Source organism: Deltaproteobacteria bacterium (assembly GCA_016210005.1).
Lineage (GTDB): Bacteria > Desulfobacterota > Binatia > HRBIN30 > JACQVA1 > JACQVA1.
Window position 1 is genome coordinate 108000 of the sequence record JACQVA010000158.1, and the last position, 20581, is coordinate 128580.

A 20581-nucleotide genomic window follows, 5' to 3' on the forward strand; every position below is an offset into this window, starting at 1 on the left:
CGCCGCGCACTCTAGCCGGATCACGCCGGCAACGAAAGCCGCGGTGGGACGCTTGTCGAATCCGCGCGCTGGGGCAGTTACTCCAGCAGCTCCGCTTGCAATTCGCTCTCGGCCACGAACGCCGTCACCCGCAACAGCGCGCGGCTCTGGAGCAGCACCTGCCCCCACAGCAAAGACACGGTGACCCCGAAGGCGGAGGTGGCCGGCACGAACATCACCACCGAGCGGTACAGCAGGTAGCCGGCCCCGCCCAGCGCCACCAGCACGAGCGCGAGCAAGAAGGCGCGGGCGTCGCCCCGGACCACGAACCACCCGGCCCAGCCCATGGCCTGCAGCGCCCCCCCGCCCTTGCGCGCGGCGTACAGCCGCGCGTGATCGTGAATCGTCACCAGCAGGAGCAAGAGTGGGCCGCCGACCACTGTGGCGGCGGCGATGAGGTAGTAGCGCGCCATTTCGTCGGGGCTTTCTGCCAACCAGCGCACCCCCAGCCAGGTGGCCGACGCCAGGCCGCCCAACACCAGCAGCTCAGCAGCCGTCGCCAGCAGCCACAAACGGGCAAACACCGGATACAGCCCGAAGGCCCGTTTCCAGAACTCAGCCCAGGTGACCGCCGCCCGCGCATCCTGCGCCGTGCCGGCGACGCCGGCGTTGAGCGCAATGGTGACCGCGAGCTGAGTCAGCCCCAAGACCGCGCCCACCGCCAACAGCAGCGTCAACGACTCGCGGTGATAGTGCCACAGCTCGATCAGAAGGTTGAGGCTGAGATCCTGCAACAGCGTGCGCGTCGCCAGCGATGCCTCAAGCGCCTGATCGAGCCAGTGCCCGGCGGCGATGCTGAAGGCCAAGCCGAAGAGCGCACCGACCGCCCACAGCAAGAGCACCACCGGCCACCGGCGCACGGCGCCGGCCAAGCCCACTACCAGCACCCGCCCCATCACAGCCCCGTCAGCAAGTGCAGCAGGTTTTGAAACCAAAAGCCCCAGCGCCCGGCCAAGCGAATCACACCGCGAGTCCCGGTGGCGCGCATGCGCGAGTTGTTGATTAGGTTCACATCCAGTGGCAGCTTGCCGTAGCGGTCAATGAACGCATATTCGACCCGTTGCGGCCCGAGGTACTCGAAGCGGCGCCAGCGGTCGTGTCCGTCCCAGCGCTCCGCGGTCTCCGTCCCGTCCTCGAAACCAACGGTGATATCGACGGGCATGCGGACGCTGCCGAGACGTTCCACCACTACTTCGTTGCGGTAGCGCCGTTCCTTCACCGCCGGTGGGTCTTGCGCTTCCGCTGCCGGCGGCACCCGTACGCCGGCGAAGTCGGCCAACTCGTCGGTATCGACCCGAGTGACCGCATAGTCGAGCACGCCGGTGCCGTAGAGCGTCTGCTCAAAGTACCAGTCGAGGTCTTCGCCGGCGGCTTCGTTGAGCGCGTCGGTGAAATCGCGCGCGGTCGGATGGCGAAAGCGCCAGCGCTCGAAATACAGCCGCAGCGCCGCCCGCATGCGCTCGGGGCCGAGGTAGCGCTCCAGCGTGGTCAGGACCAGCGCCGTCTTGGCGTAGCTTACGCCGGTGTAGCTGCGCCGATCGAGGAATTGCCACGCCGCACGTGCCAGCGGATCATGCTGCGGGGCGGCCAGGTAGCTCCAGCGGTTAACCGACACCCCATCGAGCGCCAGCCCGAGCCAGTCGGCGTAGCTGCCGGGATGACCGTAGTGCTCGTCCATCACCTTGGTCTCGAAGTAAGCGTTGATGCCTTCGTCCAACCAAGCCGACTCGAACTCGTTGTTCGCTACCATGCCGTACCAGTACTGGTGGCCGAACTCGTGGATGGCGATCACCTCCGGCAGTCGCAGCGTCGCCGGCATCCACCAGGTGGTTCCGACGGTGATCAACGTCGGGTACTCCATGCCGCCGGCGGCGCCGCCGCCATGGCCGGGATCGACGATGGTCAACTGCGGGTAGGGGTAGGGACCGAGCCAGTCGCGCAAGCGCACCATCGCGGCTTTGACCGCCTCGAGGTGGCGGCCGGCCTGGGCCGCGTGCTGCGGTTGCAACAACAACCGCAACGCCACGTCATCGAACCGATCGGCGATTTCGACAAAGCGCGGATCGACCGCCCAGGCGAAATCGTGCACGTCCTCGGCATGTAGGCGCAGCGTCTTGCTGCCGTCGCCGTTGTCGCGCTCGTCTTCGATCACGCCGGTGGCGCCGACAACGCTGTCGCGCGGAACCGTCAGGCGGACATCGTAGACGCCGAAGTCGGAGAAGAACTCGGTGGTCGCGTGGTACTGATGGCAGTTCCACGTCCCGTTTTCGTAAACGCCGAGCTTGGGAAACCACTGTGCGACGAAATGGAACGGCCCGGCGTAACCCGTACGGGCAAAGACTTTGGGAAGCTTGGCAGTGAAGTCGATCTCGATGCGCGCCACCGCACCGGCGGCAACCGCCGACTCCAGCGGGACACGGATTACCGTGCGATCGTCGGTGTTGTCGTCGTCGGGATGGACGTACTCGATGGCAGCGGTGCGGTCGGCACCGTCGACCGCCAGCCGCGTGATCTCCTGGTAACCCCAGCCCTCGGGCTTGCGCCGCTGCCAGCGCCGCAGCTCGGCACCCGCCGCCCGCATGAAAGTGGAGCGATTGTTGGCGAAAGCATTGAGGTAGAGGTGGAAGTAGAGGTCAACCGCGTTTTCGGTGCTGGTGTTGTGCCAGGTCAGCACCTGGCGGGCGGTGACGGTATGTTGCGCCACGTCGAGGCGCGCGTCGATTTCGTAGTTGGCGATTCGCGGCGCCAGCGGCTCCGCTGCCGTCGCGGCGGCAGCAAGCCACAGCACCGCCGCCGCAATCTGTCTCGTCAGCCCCACCGAGTGGCGGTTATATACGACTAGGCGGCTGCCCCGCCACCCCCGCAAAGGGGTGCGCGACAAATCTGTGGGTAACGTGGTTCGGCGTTATGGCCGTCATTCCCGCGAAAGCGGGCCGTCATTCCCGCGAAAGCGGGAATCCAGTTTGGCGCTATGGACAAGCAGTTCTGCGTTTACATCCTGGCCAGCGCTGGCGGGTCGTAGCGAGCCGGTGCCGTGGATTCCCGCTTTCGCGGGAATGACAAATTGCGTCCCTTTCGGCCATGACAAATTGCGTCCCTTTCCGCCATGGGCCTCGGCCTGACAGTACACAGTACTGTCAGACTGGTGAGGATTTGCCCGGTCGGCTGCACGTTACCCACAGATTTGTCGCACACCCGGGCACTGGGGCGGGCCTCCGAGCGCTGGCCTCTGACCCCGGCCGCCTGCTATAGCGCGCGGCATGCGCGCGCTGGTGGTCTATTACAGCCTGCCACGGCTGGCGGCGACGCGGCTGCTGGCCGCGCTGACGCCCCGGGCCTACGTCGGGCCGCTGGCGCCGCTGGCGCTGACCGAGATTGCCGATCCGGTGTTGCCGGCGCCCGACTGGGTTACCATCCGCGCTCGCCTGTGCGGCTTGTGCGGCAGCGACTACAAGCAGGTGTTCCTGAAAGGCGCACTCGACAATCCCATGACCGCGCTGATCTCATTCCCGCAGGTGCTGGGCCACGAGGTCGTCGGCACCATCGAGGCAGTGGGGCCGGCGGTGACGGCCCGCCGGGTGGGCGAGCGCGTGGTGCTCAATCCTTGGTTGTCGTGTGCGCCGCGCGGCGTCTCGCCGGTGTGTGGCTGGTGCGCGCAAGGTGAGTACGCCCAGTGTGAGAATTTCACTCGGGGCGTGATTGCTCCCGGTATTCACACCGGCAACAGCCGCCATGCCACCGGCGGCTTCGCGCCGCTGGTGCCGGCGCACGAATCGCAGTGCCTGCCGATTCCCGACGGCATTAGCGACGAGCAGGCGGTTCTGGCCGACCCCTTCTCGGTCTCACTGCACGCGGTCCTGCATCACCCGCCGGTGGCCGGCGGCACGGCCTTGATCTACGGCTGCGGCACCTTGGGGCTGTTGTCGATTGCGATTCTGCGGGCGCTTTATCCCAGCGTCCGGCTTTGCGCGGTGGCGCGCTACGACCACCAAGCGGAGCTCGCCCGCCGCTTCGGCGCCGAGCGCGTCATCATGTGGCGGCCGACCGCCGGCGTCATCCAGGCCGTCAGCCAGTTCACCGGCGCCGAGAGCCAGCCGCCGTGGCACGGGCTACCCATGCTCAACGGCGGCGTCGACGTCGTCTATGACTCGGTAGCCTCGGCTGAAGCCCTCGAAGTCGGCGTCCGCGTCACCCGCCCGCGCGGGCGTCTGGTGGTCACCGGCGTCGAGATTCCGCAACGTTTCGAGTGGACGCCGCTGTATTTCAAGGAGCTGGCCATCATCGGCTCGAACGCCTTCGCCCTCGAAGACTACGACGGCCGGCGCCAGCACGCGATGCAGTGGTACTTCGACTTCATTCAGAACAAGCAGTTAGATGTGACGCCGGTTCTGACACACCGCTACCGCCTCGAGGACTACCGCGAAGCCTTCATGACCTGCTGGGACCAAGGCCGAGCGCGCGCAGTGAAGGTGCTGTTCGAGTACTGATCCGTCAGGTCTGCAAGCTCCGCCGGAGGCCGAAGCCGGCCGGCCGCTTGATCATCGCGCTCAATGCTCGATCTTCGGTTCGACCCAATTGGGCTCGCGTTTCTCGGCGAAGGCACGGGGGCCTTCGAGCTGATCGGGATGATCCCACATGCCCATCAGGTGGCGGCCGCCGGCTTTCATGGCCTCGGTCAAGCCGGCTTCGAGCGCGCCCCAGAGTGCGCGCTTTGAGGCGATCAGGGCGGTGGGCGAGTTCTTGGCGATCTTCTCCGCCAAGCTCTGCGCCTCGTCAAAAAGCCGCTCCGGTGGGTCGACGATCTGGCTGATCATCCCCAGCTCGTAGGCACGCTGGGCGCTCATGCGCTCGTACTTACCGGTCATGGCCATGCGCATGACGGCCTCGAACGGCATCCGCCGGGCGAGTCCGATGGCCTCGTACGCGACCACCTGGCCCACCGAGGTGTGCGGATCCATGAAGGTGGCGTTGCTGGCGGCGATGACGATATCGGCATCCGCGACGTAGTGCAGTCCCCCGCCGGCGCAGATGCCGTTGACCGCACAGATCACCGGCTTCTGCACGCCGCAGTGCCAGGAGGTCAGGCGCAAGTCGAAATTCTTCAACTTGTCGGTGGCGCGCTTCATTCCGCGCGGGTCGGCGGCGATCTCCTTGACGTCGACGCCGGTGTTGAACCCGCGCCCCGTGCCGCTGTTGACGATGACCCGCACGGCGGGGTCGCTGTCGAGTTCGATCCAGGCCTGAGCCGTCTCGTCCATTAACTTGGCGTTCATGGCGTTCAACGCTTGCGGGCGGTTGAAGATCAGCCAACCGACGCGCCCGCGCTTTTCAACGATGATGGTCTCGTATGCCATTCGGTGCTCCTCTCCGCTGCCGGCGCTACGGTGTATCACCGGCACCGGTGTCCGCAAGGGGCGACGCGCAGCGGCGTTTGCCCATCAGCCCGGCTCTCGCCTATGATTCGGCGGTAGTTGGTTGAGGTAGCTCAGCGCTGTCGGTCAAGCCACCGATAGCAAGGGGGAGTGCGTTGTCTCGCCTGAGCATGATACGCGACGCGACCAAGCGGCTGTACCCTTGGGTACCGGCAATGGTGCAGGACGGGCTGCTGTCCGCCTACTTCGTCGCCAAGGCGCGCCGGCTTCATGGCGCCGCCTTTCGCCGGCGGCTCGCCGCACTTACAGAGAGTGAGCACTTCGATGCCGCCGGGCTTGCCGGCGGGCAGGCGCTCGCGCTGGCCGCCATGCTGGAGGCCGCGGCGCACGCGCCCTATTACCGCCGCCTGTTTGCCGAGCGCGGGCTCGATCCGCGCGCGCTGCGCACGCCGGCGGACTTGGCGTTGCTGCCGTTGCTGGAAAAAGAGAGCGTGCGCCGGGCGGGCGACCAATTCGTCGACGCGCGGCTGGATCGGCGGCTGCTGCTGAGCGCCCGCACCAGCGGCACCACCGGCACGCCGCTGCAAATCTATTTCACCCCCGAGTTCGAAGCGGCCGAGGAGGCTTTTCTGGCGCGGCAATGGCTCTGGGCCAACTGCCCGTTGGCGGCGCGGCGCGTGAAGCTGCGCGAGGACGTCGTGGTGGTGGGCGAGCACCCGCGGCGGCCGTACCGTTGGAACCTGGCCTTGCGCGAGCTGCGGACGTCGTCATTCCATCTCTCCCCCGATACCGTGGCGGCCTATGTCGCGGCCATCCGCCGATTTCGCCCACTGGCGCTGGTGGGCTGGCCATCGACGGCGGGAACGCTGGCGACACTGATGCACGAGCAGGGCCTGGAGTGTCGCATCCCGTTCGTGTTCACCTCGTCGGAGAATCTGTCGCGCAGCCGCCGGGAACTGCTCGCGCGCGCGTTCGGCGCACAGGTCTTCGACCACTACGGACTCACCGAAGGCGTGGTCGCCATTCAACAGTGTGAGCGCGGCAGCTACCACATCATCCCGGAGTACGGCATCGTGGAGCTACTGCCGGTGGCGGGTGATCACTCGGGCGAGTTGCGCGAAATCGTCGCCACCGGGCTGCTTAATCGCGCGATGCCGCTGTTGCGCTACCGCACCGGCGACCACGTGCGAGTCAAGGCCGGAGCCCGCTGCGACTGCGCCCGGGCGTTTCCGGTGGTGGAGGAAATCGTCGGGCGCGATTGCGACTTGCTGATGGCGGCCTCGGGCGCGCGCGTGCCTGCCGCCGATATCGCGCTCGCCAATCTCGAAGGGGTGCGCGAGAGCCAGATCGTACAGGAAGAGGACGGCCGCATCTCGGTGCAGCTGGTGCCCGGCGTGGACTACCTCGAAGCGATGTCCGAGCGCGTGCGGCGTGAAGTGCGCTTCCTCGTCGGCGAGCTGCCGATCGAGGTTAAGCTGACCAGCGCGATTCCGCGCGAAGCTAGCGGCAAGTTCCGGTCGGTGATCTCTCGCTGCCGCCCCCGCCCCGGGCGCAGCCCGAGCTAATTGAGCGCGTGCGGATCAGTGCGGGCGATCAGGTCGCGCAGGCGCAAGGCGTGTCGGTCTTCGGCGTGGCAGAGCTGCTCGAACAACGCCGCGGCCTCGGGCAAGGTCTCGGCGAAATGGAAGGCGTCTTCGCGCAGCCGCTTGGCCGCCGCGCGGTGGCCTTCGAGGTCCTGCACCAGACGGCCCCAGTGATTGAGCGAGCCCGCAGCCGGGGTCTGGGCCGGTGAGGCACTGGCCGCGCCCCCGAGGGCGACCACCGCTTGCGCCACGCGCTGGGCCTCGGCTTCCTCCTCGTCCGCCAGGCGAGCAAGCTCGATGCAGCTGAGCTGATTGGGTCCCAACTGCGCGTGCCGGCGCAGTTGCTCGGCCCGCTGCACGAGTCCCGCGTGCGCCTGCTGCAGCTCCGGCAGTGCCTCGCGCACCATCACGCGCCGATCCCCGATCACCATTCTCGCCAAAGCCTCTCGCCAGCTCATACGGGCTCAGCCATTACTGGGACGGCACAACGGAGTCAACTATGGCAGAAAGCGGGCGCGGCGCGAGTTGATTGGCGCGCCGAAGTGGGTAGAACCACAGCCGTGGGGAGAATGCGATGATCAAGGGATACGCGGGTCGCGTCCTCGAAGTCGATCTGGCAAATCAGCGCTTCGCCTTCAAGCCGCTCGATGAGGACATTGCTCGGCTCTATATCGGCGGCAAGGGTTATGGCACCCGTTTGCTCTACGACATGACGGCGCCGGGCATCGATCCGCTGGGGCCGGAAAACCCGCTGATCTTCGCCACCGGCCCGCTCAACGGCTCGGTGGCGCCGCAATCCAACCGCTTCACGGTGGTGTGCAAGAGCCCGCTCACCGGCGGCATCGGCAACGCCGCCTGCGGCGGCTCGTTTGCGTACGGCCTCAAACGCGCCGGCATCGACGTCCTCGTGCTCACGCGCCAGTCGGCGAAGCCCGTGCGTCTCGAAATCGACGGCGACCGTGACACGGTCAGTTTCATCGATGCTGCCGGCCTTTGGGGCAAAGGCACCTACGCGACGCAGGCGGCGTTGGGCAAGAAGCAGCACCACGCGGTGATCGGACCGGCGGGCGAGAACAAGGTCCTCTACGCCGGCATCGTCTCCGAGGAGCGGATCGCGGGGCGCACCGGTGTCGGTGCGGTGATGGGCTCGAAACGGCTCAAGGCCATCTCCGTCAACGGCACGCGCAAGCTCGAGATGGATGACCCGGAGAAGTTCAAAGCCTACACCAAGTGGGTCCGCGAGCTGTTCCGCGAGCACCCGATGCTGGGCGAGAATCTCAAACGGTTTGGCACCGCCGGCATCGTCAACACCACCAATGCCCGCAACATCATCCCCACGCACAACTTCAAGTACGGCCATTTCAAAGACGCCATCAGCCTCTCCGGCGAGTACATGGAGGAGCACGAGCTGGTCGGCGTCAAGTCGAGCTGCATTCACTGCCCGGTGACCTGCGGTCGCGATGTCATGGTCGAGGGCGTCGGCCGGGTCAAAGGCCCGGAGTACGAAACCATCGGGTTGATGGGCACCAACCTGGAGATCGCGGATCTGAAGCAGGTCTCGGAGTGGAGCTACCTCGCCGACGATCTCGGCATGGACACCATCAGCCTCGGCGCCACGCTGAGTTTCACCATGGAACTCCAGGAGCGTGGCCTACTGGAAGCCGGCTTGCGTTTCGGCGACCCCAGCGGCGTGAGCGAGATGATCAAGGACATCGGTCATCGGCGCGGGCTGGGCAATGACCTTGCCGGCGGCGTCAAGCGCATGAGCGAGCAGTACGGCGGCAGCGAGTTCGCCATGCACGTCAAGGGGCTGGAGCTGTCGGCCTACGACCCGCGCGGCTCGTTTGCGCAAGGGGTCGAATACGCCACCAGCAACCGCGGCGGCTGTCACATTCAGGGTGCCAGCATGTACATGGAGTCCACCGGCCCACTAACGATCAACCCGCAGAACTTGAAGCTCAAGGCCGAGCTGCCGGTCATCCAGCAGAACCTGGCCTGCGCCATCAACTCCATGGTGCTGTGCATGTTCACCACCTACGGCATCGTGCCCAAAGCCGCGCACGCTTTGAACCCCAACTCATTGCTTCACAAAGCCATCACCACCGTGTTCGAGAACAGCGGGCCGGTGTTCCGCACGGTGATGGGCATCAAGGGGCGGCCGATGCTGTGGTTCGAGAAGTGGCTCACTTACATCACCGGCCAGACCTTCTCCTCCGGGCATCTGCAAGAGATCGGCGCCCGCATCTTCAACCTCGAACGCATGTACAACCTGCGCGAAGGCAAGAGCGCCCAAGACGACACCCTGCCCGCGCGCATGCTCCACGAGCCGATCTTCAAGCACATGCAGTCCGGCCATCCGCTCGCGCAACTGCTGCCGCGCTACTACAAGAACCGCGGCTGGGACGCCGCCGGCGTACCGACCAAGCGGACCCTGGAGCGGTTGCAGGTGAGGGTGTGAGGGGACGAGAAGACGGAGACGGACAAGACTACAACGGATTGGACGGATTGCGGGGGCGGGTCGTGCAGCTTGGCCGCGCGCGCCCTCGGCCGTCCTGTCCCCCGCCGTTTTGATCTTTCGCACTATCCTGAGCTATGCAGTGACGGACAGCCCATCTTTGGGGAGGTGCTCAGGAGACCGCAGATGCCGCGAATCTTCGACAACATCGACCAGTCACTGCTCCCGGCCCTGCGCGAGACGATCGAAGTATCTGACCGCGCCGACTTCTGCGTCGGCTACTTCAACCTGCGCGGCTGGGAGCAGATCGAGCGTTGCGCACGGGGTGAACCCGACAAGTGGGCCGAGCGATGCCATTGCTGAACGAGGCCGATACTCGCGCAAAGCTGATCGACCCAAAGATCAAAGCGGCTGGCTGGGGCGAGAGTCAGATTGAACGCGAGCACTTCGTTGTGAAGGGAAAGGCCTTCACGGCAGGTCGGATCTACCTTGTTGGCGAGGAGTCTCGTCGTCGGTCGCCGCGACGTGCCGACTACCTGTTCCGCATTCACAACGCGCTGGCGATCGCGGTTCTTGAAGCCAAGGACGAGTCGCACAGCGTCGATGCTGGCCTTGAGCAAGCCAAGGGCTACGCGATGACGCTCGGGCTCCCGTTCGCCTACTGCAGCAACGGGCACGGCTTCGTAGAGTTCGACTTCTTCCTGAATCGTAGCCGGGAACTGGCAGTGTTCCCTGGTCCAGAGGACCTCCTGAGTCGCTGGCAGGCGCAGACCGGACATTCCAGGCTCGACGCCACCCTTGATAGGGCGGCCGAGGAGCAGGAGCGCACCGGGGGATTTGGCGGTCCACCACCGAGAGATCCGGTTCTTCAGCCACCGTGTCCGCAATCCGTCTGCGGCAAAGAGCTGCGCTACTTCCAGGAGGTTGCCGTCGAACGCGTGCTCAAGCGGGTGGTAGCCGGTCAACGGCGCATCTTGCTCACGATGGCGACTGGAACGGGTAAGACCTTCACCGCGTTTCAGGTTGTCTGGAAATTGAAGAAGTCGGGCTGGCTCAGAAAGCCGATCTTGTTCTTAGCTGACCGAATCGTGCTGCGCGATCAGGCCTACAACAACTTCGCACCCTTCGTAGACGACCAGTCCGATCCACGCTCCATCATTCGAGGCGGGAAGTGGAACCGCAACCGTGACCTTTATTTCGCCTTGTACCAGGCGCTCGACTCGGGCGACGGCGCGGAGCCGCTCTTCAAGAGCATTGCGAAGGATTTCTTCGGCCTGATCATCATTGATGAGTGCCACCGTTCCGGGTTCGGCAAGTGGAACAACATCCTGCAGCACTTCAGCGACGCAGCTCAGCTCGGCATGACCGCGACGCCGAAACGCTCCGAGAGCATTGACACCTACGACTACTTCTGCCGCGAAGAGCCCGAGGTGCCGATCGATCCTGACGACCCGTCGAAGGGAACCTGGAACCCACCCGCCTACCAGTACAGCCTTGGCCAAGGCATCGACGATGGGTTCCTCGCCACGTACAAGGTTCACAAGGTCCGAACGACCGTGGACAAGACCGGCTTGCACGTACAGGACGCCCAGACTCAGGGCGCCGAGATCTATGTGCCGGAGGGTGCGGAGCTACGCGACGTGTACCTCACACCACAATTCGAGCGCGAGATCTCGCTGCCCGACCGCACCGAGGTGATGGTGAACCACCTCGCTGGTCTCTTGCGCCGGTTCGGCCCGCGCGAGAAGATGATGGTCTTTTGCGTCGACATCGAACATGCACGGCTCGTGTCGCGCCTGCTGCAGAACGCCTTCGCAGATCTGGGCGACCCGCAGTACGCTGTGCCGATCGTGTCGGAAGAGGGTGACGCGCTCACCTGGCTGGAGCACTTCCAGGACAGCGACAAGAAGAGCCCGGTGGTGGCAACCACGGCGGAACTGCTGTCCACGGGCGTCGACGTTCCCGCTTGCCGGAACATCGTCTTCATGAAGACCATCTCGTCACCGCTTCTCTTCAAGCAGATCATCGGCCGCGGTTCCCGGGTGGACCCGAGCACCGGGAAGGAATGGTTCCGCATCATCGATTACGTCGGCGCGACACGTCTCTTCGATAAATGGGATCGGCCGCCCGGCGAGCAACCACCGGAAGTGAGCGGCGCGCGCACGGCTAAGATTGAAGGCACAGTGGTGGATGCAGACTCCGGTGCATTGATCGTCGGGGCGTCGGTCAGTGCACTGATTGGCCCCAACGAACAACAGGGGCCGTTTCGCACCGACGGCGAGGGCTGCTTCCACTTCACGCAGCTCCCCGCGGGGACGATTCGTATCTCAGTCAGCGGTGCTGACTATCGGCCGCGGCAGGTATCGGTCGAGACCGAGGCGGGCAGCGTGCAGACAGTCACCATCGAGCTCAAGACGCAAACTGGTCCGGTGGAGAAGATCCGAGTGCAGAATCTCACCGTGACCATTGCCGACGAAGCGACGTTCATGATCGAGAGCACCGGACAGCAGCTCACGCTCTGGCAGTACCTCGACTACACACGACAGAAGGTCGTCGGGCACGTGCCTGATTGGGCTAGGCTGCACGAGGTGTGGACCGATCCGGCGAAACGCGAAGCCTTTCTCTTCGACCTCGAAGCTGAGAGCGTCCACGCTGAAGTGCTGGCGGAAGTGCTGAACCAACCGCGAGCCGATCAATTCGACCTCTTGGCGCACATCGCCTTCGACAGACCGATCCGCACGCGTGACGAGCGCGCGGAAGGGTTCGTGAACTACGAACAGCACTTTCTCAACACCTATGATGCGAAGGCGCGCGAGGTCGTCTTGGCATTGCTCGACAAATACCGTCTCAGCGGGGTGACGGAGATCACCAGCCCCGATGTCTTCCGTTTGTCGCCGTTCCGTGAAATGGGGCAGGCACCCGGTGTCATCGAGCGCTTCGGTGGCGCGGAGTCATTGCGGCAGACGCTGACTGAGATGCAGCAGCGCTTGTATAGAAAGGAAACGGCATGAGCCGCGAGCAACTGGCGAACGACATCTGGCGCGCCTGCGACATCATGCGGCGCGACAACAACTGCGGCGGCGTCATGGAGTACCTCGAGCACCTCTCGTGGGTGCTCTTCCTGAGATTCCTCGATGAGCAGGAGACGATCTTCGAGGCAGAGGCCGGCATCGCTCGGCGCAAGTACACGCGCATCCTCTCGGGGCCGTACCGCTGGTCGAACTGGGTCAGCTCGGCGTTGGGCGAGAAGGACGAGAAGACCGGCAAGCGAAAGTCGCCGAAGTGGACGGCGGAAGACCTGCTCCGGTTCGTCCACGGCGACCTCCTGCCGCACCTGCAGAGCTTGTCTGGCTCGCCCGAGCGCGAGGTGATCAAGGGTATCTTCTCCGACCGCAACGTCATCGTGTGCGCGTCGCCGTACAATCTGAAGGACGTGTTGGAGATCGTCGACGGCATCGACTTCACGAACCAGGACGACATCCACACCGTCTCGCACGTGTACGAAGGGCTGCTCCAGAAGCTCGGCAACGAGAACAAGCTCGCCGGCGAGTTCTATACGCCGCGACCGGTGATTCGGTTCGTCGTCGACGTGGTAGCCCCACAGCTGGGCGAAACGGTGTACGATCCCGCAGCTGGCTCCTGCGGCTTTCTTGTACAGGCGTACGAACACATGAAGGGTCAGGAGAAGAGCCGTCGCGACCACGGGCGCCTGCAGCGCGAGACGTTCGTCGGCCACGAGAAGAAGTCGGTGCCAGCGCTGCTCGGCCTGATGAACATGGTTTTGCACGGCGTGATGACCCCCGACATCCGGCGGCGGAACACTTTGGAAGAAAACATCCGGAGCGTGTCCGAGCGTTTCGACGTTGTGCTGACCAACCCGCCGTTCGGCGGCACCGAGAACGCGCAGATCCAGCAGAACTTCCCGGTGAAGTCGAACGCGACTGAGCTGCTGTTCATCGAGCACGTCATGAAGAAGCTGAAGCCGCGTGACGGCGCGCGTTGCGGCATGGTCGTCCCAGAGGGAACGCTCTTCCGCGGCGGCACGTTCGCCACGGTAAAGGCGGACCTGCTCAAGGACTTCAACCTCCACACCGTCGTCAGCCTTCCGCCGGGCACGTTCGCGCCATACTCCGACGTGAAGACCGGTCTGCTCTTCTTCGAACGTCCCGGCCCGACGAAAGAGACGCTCTACTACGAGCTATCCATTCCGGAAGGCCTGAAGAAGTTCAGCAAGGGCAGTCCGATCGCCGATGAACACTTCGCCGAAGCAGGCGAGGTGTGGCGGTGTTGGGATGCCTACCGTCGCGGCAACGGGCGCAGACCAAAGCCTACCGAGAGTGCCTGGATCGAAACTGCCGAGGCTCTGGCGCAGCGCGGCTATGACCTGTCGGCCAAGAACCCGAACCGCCCCGAAGGCGCCAAGCTCCCGCACCCAGCGGAACTCACCGCGAGCCTTCTCGAACGGAACCGTGAACTGCATGCGATTCTCGAAAACCTGCATGCGATGTTGAGTAACGGTGAACAAGAGGCAGTTGAGGGGCCATGACCTTGGGAAACGGCGCAGCGAGTGTGGCCGCAGTTCCACCGGCGGCTGATCGAGAGGCGCGCGGCGCGCCCTGGGAACTACCGTGGGGTTGGGAGTGGATTCCGCTTGGAGACCTCTGCCACCTGGTTAACGGGCGGGCCTTCAAGCCGAGCGAGTGGTCGGATGTGGGGCTCCCTATTGTTCGGATTCAGAACCTGAACGATCCTTCGAAGCCCTTCAACTACTTCAATGGGGAGCCGAGCCCGAAACACCTCGTCAACGATCGCGACGTCCTCATCTCCTGGTCCGGAACGCCGGGCACGTCGTTCGGCGCGTTCCTGTGGAACCGCGGCAGGGCACTCCTGAACCAGCACATCTATCGAGCGGACCTCGACCATGAACGAAGCGAACCATTGTATCTCGTCCACGCCGTGAACGTGAGGCTTGATGAGATGATCCGACGCGCGCACGGCGGAGTGGGCCTGGGACACATCACCAAGGGCGAACTCGAACGAGTCCGTCTCCCGATTCCGTTTCCGCAAGAGCCAGAACGATCCCTGGACGTCCAGCGCCGCATCGTGGCGCGGATTGAGGCGCTGCTGGCCGAGATGAAGGAAGCCCGTGCCCTCGCCGAGGACATCCGCAGCGACACCGACCGGGTCATGGATGCTGCGGTGGAGGAAGCAATGTCCCAGTTGGGGCCGGGCAGGCAGGCACTGATTGAGGTGCTCGACGGAAAGCCACGAAATGGTTGGTCGCCGCAATGCGACAATGATCCGGCCGGCGCGCCCGTGCTAAAGCTCGGTGCCGTGCTAGGCTTTCGCTTCAACCCAGGGGCGATCAAGTACACGAACATCAAGGTCGACCGCAAAGCTCACTACTGGCTGAACCCCGGCGACATCCTAATCTCACGGAGTAACACCCCGGATTTGGTGGGCCACGCGGCCATCTACGGCGGGGAGCCGCATCCCTGCATCTACCCAGACCTGCTCGTGCGTATGCGCGTCAGAACTGATGCGGCAGACGCACAGTTCGTCGTCTACTGGTTGCGCAGCAGGGAGGCGCGCGAATACGTCGCCGCGCACGCCAGCGGCGCGAGTTCTACGATGAAGAAGATCACGCAAGGCGATGTCTGTGAGCTGCCGTTCCCGTACGTCTGCGTCGAGTTGCAGCGAGCAATCGTGGCGCAGCTCGACACGGTCCAAACCGAGGTCAACGAAATGTGCCGACTGCAAGCTCATGACGCGGAGTTGCTCGATCAGGTGGAGCAGGCGATCCTGGAGCGGGCGTTCCGGGGAGAGCTGTGATTACGGCAAACGATCGAATACATCTTCGCATCTCCGGGAAGACCCAAGCCTCGCCATGTGGTACGAGGAGGGGCCAATGAGGACAGGCGAATGACAGGGGCAACACCTCAGGTTCGTCTTATAGAGGCGTACCGTGCACCGGTTGGGCCGGCACGAATGCTGGGCCGGAGGACCGAGTCGACGCATGAGACCCGCCGATATCTTCAACGCCGCGTCCGGGAGCGACTGCGCATCGCTTCCAGCGAGCGGCAGATTGAAAGCTACGTTGATGAGCTTCGAGCCACTGGCTTCGATGTAGGTGGCATCGCAGCGGCAGCTCAGCAGAGCCCACCGCGCCCCTGGGAAATCGGTGAGGCGCTGGCTGAAACCCTCCTGGAGGATCACGAAGAAGCGTACTTTCCGTGGCCACCAGCGTGGGACAAGCGCACTGAATCAGCGAGCCTGCAGGGTCCAGACTTGGTTGGCCTACACGCGCCGAACCGAGCCCCGCGGCTGCTGTTCGGCGAAGTGAAGACCTCGTCGGATGTGGACGCGCCACCGAGTGTGGTGACCCATCGAGACGACGGTCTCCGGAGTCAGCTCCTGCGGATTGTCACGTCTGAGCGGCGTCGGCAGACACTGGTGGCCTGGCTCTCGGTGCGAGCTCGCAACCAAAGTTGGCAGGGAGCATTCAATGCAGCGCTTCGCGCTTATCTCGGGGACCCCAGTAACGCCGTTGTGATCGGCGTGCTACTGCGAGATACGTCGCCGACCGAAAGAGACTTGGAAACCGTCAAGTCGGCACTCGATGCGTGCGCTACGACCTTTGAGCTAGCAGTGCTCGCCTTCTATTTTGCGCTGGCCATCAAGGAGTGGCCGGAGGCCATCACTGGCACAGAGGACGCTCCGTAATGCCACCGCCTACTGAGGCCCTGGCCAGTTCAACGCTCCGAGAGGCATTCGGAACGGAGCGATATCGGCAAGCCCTCGGAGCATCGCGGGCGTGGTTGCTGCGCTCCGTGCTGGATCAAGTTGCCGCGGGCGATTCGTCGCAACTCGCAACGCTAGTAGACGAGGATGCGCTTCTGATTGAGAGAGCTCTCGCCGTAGCGGAGCTGTCGGCTTTAGAGCTGTTGGACGAATGGGCCAATGATCCAAAGGGACGCCGGGCCGCGTTATTTCGTGAGGCAGCGAGCGATGCATTTTATCTGGCCCGCGCGGTTCCGCTTCCACCCGACACAGATGAGGCCCTAAAAGCGTTCCTGCGCCTCGTGTCTTTTGCTGTTCTTGGAGACCGATCTGCGGATGCGCGTCGCTGGTTGCACGAGCATCCGTGGCCGAAGCCTGATTCGGATGCGCCGTGGGACGCGCGGGTGTTCCAGTTTGCCACCGACGCCTTCCTGCGAGTCGTTCGCAAGGAGGGCTGGCAGGATCTCCATCAGGTGGCCAAGGCAATTGGAGAACTCCGAACCCTTCAGACGACTTTCGAATCGTCCCATCTTAAGGACAGTGGCGACTGTGTGGATCGAGCCGCCCTCGAACTCGTCTCTCTCTATCACTTTGCGAAAGCCGTGGAGACCTTGGCCTCATATGCTGCGAAGGGTACGCCGACAAGTGTAGTCGATGAGCTGAAGTTCCATTACGCGCGTTCGATTCGGGCTGCTGGTGCCGCTGCGATCTTCGAACTGGAGATCCTCCTCCGATGGGTGCGTGCTGCGTGCCTCCAGGTTGCGCAGAACTCGGTCTGGTGGCTGCTCCGATCCTTCAATTCTCAGATCTCTCAGCACGTTCGGAACCTCGCCGCAGAAGCAAACGACCGGCCTCTACTGGAGCTGCTACCGCCGCAACGTCGAGCGCTACTCGACGAAGGGCTCCTTGATCCTGCCAACCGAGCGGTAGTTGTCGAAACACCAACGTCGAGCGGCAAGACGCTCCTCGCCGAGTTTCGGATTCTTCAGGCCCGGAACAGCTTCCCCAAGTGCTGGGTTGCCTACCTCGTGCCCACACGTGCTCTCGTGAACCAGATATTGCTGCGCCTGCGTCGTGACCTGGGGCCACTGGGTATCCAAGTAGAGAGTGCGACTCCAGCCATCGAGATCGACGTCTTCGAGGAGGAGCTTCTGGTTGTGGCAGACGAGGTCGATGTTCTCGTGACCACACCGGAGAAGCTGGACCTGCTTGTGCGGAGCCGTCAACGCGGTCGACCGCTTGGTCTCGTTGTTCTTGATGAGGCCCACAACCTGGGCGAGGGTGAGCGCGGATTGCGTGCTGAACTTCTTCTCTCCACTCTGAACCGAGAATGCCCCGACGCCCAGTTTCTCTTGCTGACGCCCTTCGTACCGAACGCTAGCGAACTGGCAACGTGGCTAGACGAGCAGCGTTCAAAAGCGATCGTCGCGCTTGATTGGCAGCCAAACGACTTCACTGTTGCCTACGCCTACGCAACGGGCCAGCGTCGCAGCTGGGAACTTCGCCTACGAACGCTGCACACGAGCCGCCCGGGTATAGAACTGGACGAAGAACTGGTTCTATCAGGGACGCCATCGCCTCTTGATATCCCCGTGTCGAAGGCTCGATCAAAGAGCGCGACAGCGGCTGCGATTGCGAAGTCTCTGTCGTCGCGCGGCACAGTCATTTTGCTCGCGTACTCCCCCCGGGACACTTGGAGCATTGGGGAACTGCTGTCGAAGAACATGCCCGACGTTGATCCTCCAAAGGATCGAATCGATCTGGTTCAGCGATTCCTGGCCACTGAATTGGGCAGCGACTTTCAGCTTTCTGCTCTGCTATCGAAAGGCATCGCCGTGCACCATGCGGGGCTGCCTCCCGATGTTCGGTTCTTGATTGAATGGCTTGCCGAGGAGGGAGAGATTCGGGTTCTTGTGGCGACGACGTCACTCGCCCAAGGCGTGAACTTCCCGGTTTCGTCTGTCGTCCTCGCTACGCATCAGCTGTATCAACCGTACGCCGGCCGCCAGGCCATGGCGCCGGCAGCGTTCTGGAACATCGCCGGGCGAGCTGGGCGAATCTTTCAAGAGACTCTTGGGCTCATCGTTTTCGCTTCTGTGGACGAGGAAGCCAAGGAGATCAGGGAATTCGTCGGACAGAACGTGACACAGCTCGCTTCGACCCTTGAAGCGATGGTTGAAGAGGTTCTGCAGCGCGGATGGGACCTCAACCTTGCGTCACTCGTCCGCAGCGATCGGCGCTGGTCTAGCTTCGTGCAGTATCTGGCACATGCCTATCGGTTGGCGGCCGACCATGGCAAGTTCATCGCCGATACAGAGAAGCTACTTCGAGGCACTCTCGGCTATCGCCGTCTGGCCGAGTCGCGACCCGTCGTTGCAGAGCAATTGGTCGACTCTGCCCGAGCCTACGCGGAGACATTGGCGAAGATGGGGCCGGGCATCGTGTCGCTGGTCGATACCACCGGTTTCTCCGGAGAATCGATCTTGGAACTGCTGTCCCGCAAGGAGCAGATTCCCAGCGACCCGACAGCATGGGTGCCGGGGAAACTCTTCTCCGGCTCAGTGAACGAGCTTCAAGGTATCATCGGGGCGCTCCTGCCGGTTCGAGAGTTACAGTTCGAGGCAGGTGGTGGAGCTGGGGGAAATGAGATCGCCACTGTGATTTCAAAGTGGGTGCTCGGGCGTTCCATCCGGAACATTGCCGAAGATCACTTCCAGGATGGTGGTGACATCACTGCGGCCATAACGGAATGCTGTCGTGGGCTCTTCCAGCGACTGATCCAGCCCGCAGCATGGGGCCTCGGCGCGGCGCAAGCTCTCGCCAGCATCGACACGGCCACGCTCTCTCCTGAGCAGGTCGAGGAGGTACGAACGCTACCAGCAATGGTCTATTACGGCGTGGACACGGTTCCTGGCGTGCTTATGCGATCTCTCTCCGTACCGCGCTCTGTGGCGGTACCGCTAGGTGAACGATTTGCGAGGGAGACTGCGGGAGGAACGGGGCCGCGGTTGCCACGGGCGCGCATATGGCTGGAGCAGCAGCCTGTGGCCACGTGGGAAGCCGTGCGGCGGCAGGCTGCGGCAGTATCCGGAGCCGACTACCGACGAGTGTGGCGAATATTGGCCGGTCTGGACCGGTAGCGCCAGCCAGGGGCCGCGTGCATGACCGGGGTGGAGTTGCAGCAGGCGATGTCTGCGAATCCCCTTTCCAACGGGTCGGCGTGGACGAGCAGCGTGCTTTCGTCGCGCTCGATGCCGTCAACGGGGAGGTCGACGAGATGTGCCGCCTGGAGGCCCGGGACGTCGAACTGCTCATCCAACACCTTCAGCGGGGAGTTGTAAGTATGGCAACGGCGGAACAGGTGAAGGCCCTCTTGAAGAGCTACTCGCAGGGCGACAGCGAGCACTTCGTCTCCGTTGCGCTCCAGATCGCCGCGCATGAGGCGCGTACCGGCAAGGGCAAGCTTGCACAGGAGCTCCGGAACCTCGTCGACGACATCAAGCGAAGAGATGCGGCGGGCAGGATTGGTGGAGCCGTGCCGATCGCGAGGCCGACGGGGGAACTGGCGGGCCTCCTGGCAGTGACCTATCCAAAGCCCCGCCTTTCGGAGATGGTCCTCAGCGACAAGACATGCGAGCAGGTCGAACGCGTCCTGCGCGAGTACCGCCAACGCGACAAACTGCGCGCACATGGCCTCTCCGCTCGTCGCAAGCTCTTGCTGATTGGACCGCCTGGCTGTGGCAAGACGATGACCGCATCTGTCTTGGCCGGCGAGCTGAAACTGCCGCTCTTCTCTGTGCAGCTCCACGGGCTGATCACCAAGTTCATGGGCGAGACGGCGGCCAAGCTGCACGTGGTGTTCGAGGCGATGAGACAGACGCGTGGCGTCTATTTCTTCGACGAGTTCGACGCCATCGGCGCCGATCGCGGCACCAAGAATGACGTCGGCGAAATCCGGCGCGTCCTCAATTCGTTCCTCCAGTTCCTGGAGCAAGATGACTCCGAGAGTATCATCATCGCCGCAACCAACTACGTCGGCATGCTCGATGAGGCGCTGTTTCGGCGCTTTGACGACGTCATCCGCTACGGGCGACCTGCAGACCGCCAGGTTGACGATCTCGTGCGCAACCGGCTCGCGGGGCTTCTCGTGAAACGACCCGACTGGGCACACATTTGCAAAGCCGCGGCTGGTCTGAGCCACGCTGATATTGCCCGCGCCTGTGACAACGCGGCCAAGGACTGCATCCTTCGCGGGACAAAGCGCATCAACACGGCGATGCTTGCCTCGGTTCTCGGCGAACGTCGCGGTTCGGAGCACTCTGAGGGCGCTCACGATTCGCGCGTCGGCTGAT

General features: G+C 63.8%; 14 protein-coding genes. 10 read left to right on the forward strand and 4 right to left on the reverse strand.

What is annotated here, in order from left to right; genetic code table 11:
• Nucleotides 1–77: 77 nt before the first annotated feature.
• Nucleotides 78–935: a hypothetical protein gene (locus tag HY699_15390; protein ID MBI4517188.1), complete on the reverse strand. Its 858-nt coding sequence runs from the start codon at nt 933–935 to the stop codon at nt 78–80.
• Nucleotides 935–2857, reverse strand: coding sequence for a M1 family metallopeptidase (locus tag HY699_15395; GenBank protein MBI4517189.1), 1923 nt, complete (start codon nt 2855–2857; stop codon nt 935–937). Before HY699_15395 ends, HY699_15390 begins: the two co-directional genes overlap by 1 nt.
• A 442-nt stretch (nt 2858–3299) precedes the next feature.
• Between HY699_15395 and HY699_15400 the strand changes: the two genes are divergently transcribed.
• Entirely contained in the window at nt 3300–4526 is a 1227-nt protein-coding gene (locus HY699_15400; protein ID MBI4517190.1) for an alcohol dehydrogenase catalytic domain-containing protein, read from the forward strand.
• A gap of 60 nt (nt 4527–4586) precedes the next feature.
• Here HY699_15400 and HY699_15405 read toward each other — a convergent pair whose 3' ends face one another.
• Entirely contained in the window at nt 4587–5393 is an 807-nt protein-coding gene (locus HY699_15405; protein MBI4517191.1) for an enoyl-CoA hydratase/isomerase family protein, read from the reverse strand.
• Nucleotides 5394–5566: 173 nt separating this feature from the next.
• Here HY699_15405 and HY699_15410 point away from each other — a divergent pair, with 173 nt between their 5' ends.
• Complete coding sequence (locus HY699_15410) at nt 5567–6976, forward strand: phenylacetate--CoA ligase family protein (GenBank protein MBI4517192.1); 1410 nt, start codon at nt 5567–5569, stop codon at nt 6974–6976.
• Here the strand turns inward: HY699_15410 and HY699_15415 are convergent.
• Nucleotides 6973–7452, reverse strand: a complete 480-nt coding sequence (locus HY699_15415; protein MBI4517193.1) for a hypothetical protein — start codon at nt 7450–7452, stop codon at nt 6973–6975. The genes HY699_15410 and HY699_15415 overlap by 4 nt on opposite strands.
• A gap of 116 nt (nt 7453–7568) precedes the next feature.
• Here HY699_15415 and HY699_15420 point away from each other — a divergent pair, with 116 nt between their 5' ends.
• From HY699_15420 to HY699_15455, 8 genes are all read left to right on the forward strand, one after another.
• Nucleotides 7569–9452 (forward strand): aldehyde ferredoxin oxidoreductase family protein, encoded by a 1884-nt coding sequence (locus HY699_15420; GenBank protein ID MBI4517194.1) that lies wholly within the window; start codon nt 7569–7571, stop codon nt 9450–9452.
• Between the two features lie 183 nt (nt 9453–9635).
• The gene (locus HY699_15425) at nt 9636–9812 is read left to right on the forward strand and encodes a hypothetical protein (protein MBI4517195.1); all 177 of its coding nucleotides are present in this window, start codon (nt 9636–9638) and stop codon (nt 9810–9812) included.
• Complete coding sequence (locus HY699_15430) at nt 9800–12460, forward strand: DEAD/DEAH box helicase family protein (protein ID MBI4517196.1); 2661 nt, start codon at nt 9800–9802, stop codon at nt 12458–12460. The genes HY699_15425 and HY699_15430 overlap by 13 nt, the downstream gene beginning before the upstream one ends.
• Complete coding sequence (locus tag HY699_15435) at nt 12457–13995, forward strand: N-6 DNA methylase (GenBank protein ID MBI4517197.1); 1539 nt, start codon at nt 12457–12459, stop codon at nt 13993–13995. The genes HY699_15430 and HY699_15435 overlap by 4 nt, the downstream gene beginning before the upstream one ends.
• Nucleotides 13992–15281: a restriction endonuclease subunit S gene (locus HY699_15440; GenBank protein MBI4517198.1), complete on the forward strand. Its 1290-nt coding sequence runs from the start codon at nt 13992–13994 to the stop codon at nt 15279–15281. The genes HY699_15435 and HY699_15440 overlap by 4 nt, the downstream gene beginning before the upstream one ends.
• A 90-nt stretch (nt 15282–15371) precedes the next feature.
• The gene (locus HY699_15445; protein ID MBI4517199.1) at nt 15372–16172 is read left to right on the forward strand and encodes a hypothetical protein; all 801 of its coding nucleotides are present in this window, start codon (nt 15372–15374) and stop codon (nt 16170–16172) included.
• A 107-nt stretch (nt 16173–16279) separates the two neighbouring features.
• Nucleotides 16280–19369, forward strand: a complete 3090-nt coding sequence (locus tag HY699_15450; protein MBI4517200.1) for a DEAD/DEAH box helicase — start codon at nt 16280–16282, stop codon at nt 19367–19369.
• A 203-nt stretch (nt 19370–19572) separates the two neighbouring features.
• Complete coding sequence (locus tag HY699_15455) at nt 19573–20580, forward strand: ATP-binding protein (protein MBI4517201.1); 1008 nt, start codon at nt 19573–19575, stop codon at nt 20578–20580.
• The last annotated feature ends 1 nt before the right edge of the window (nt 20581 follow it).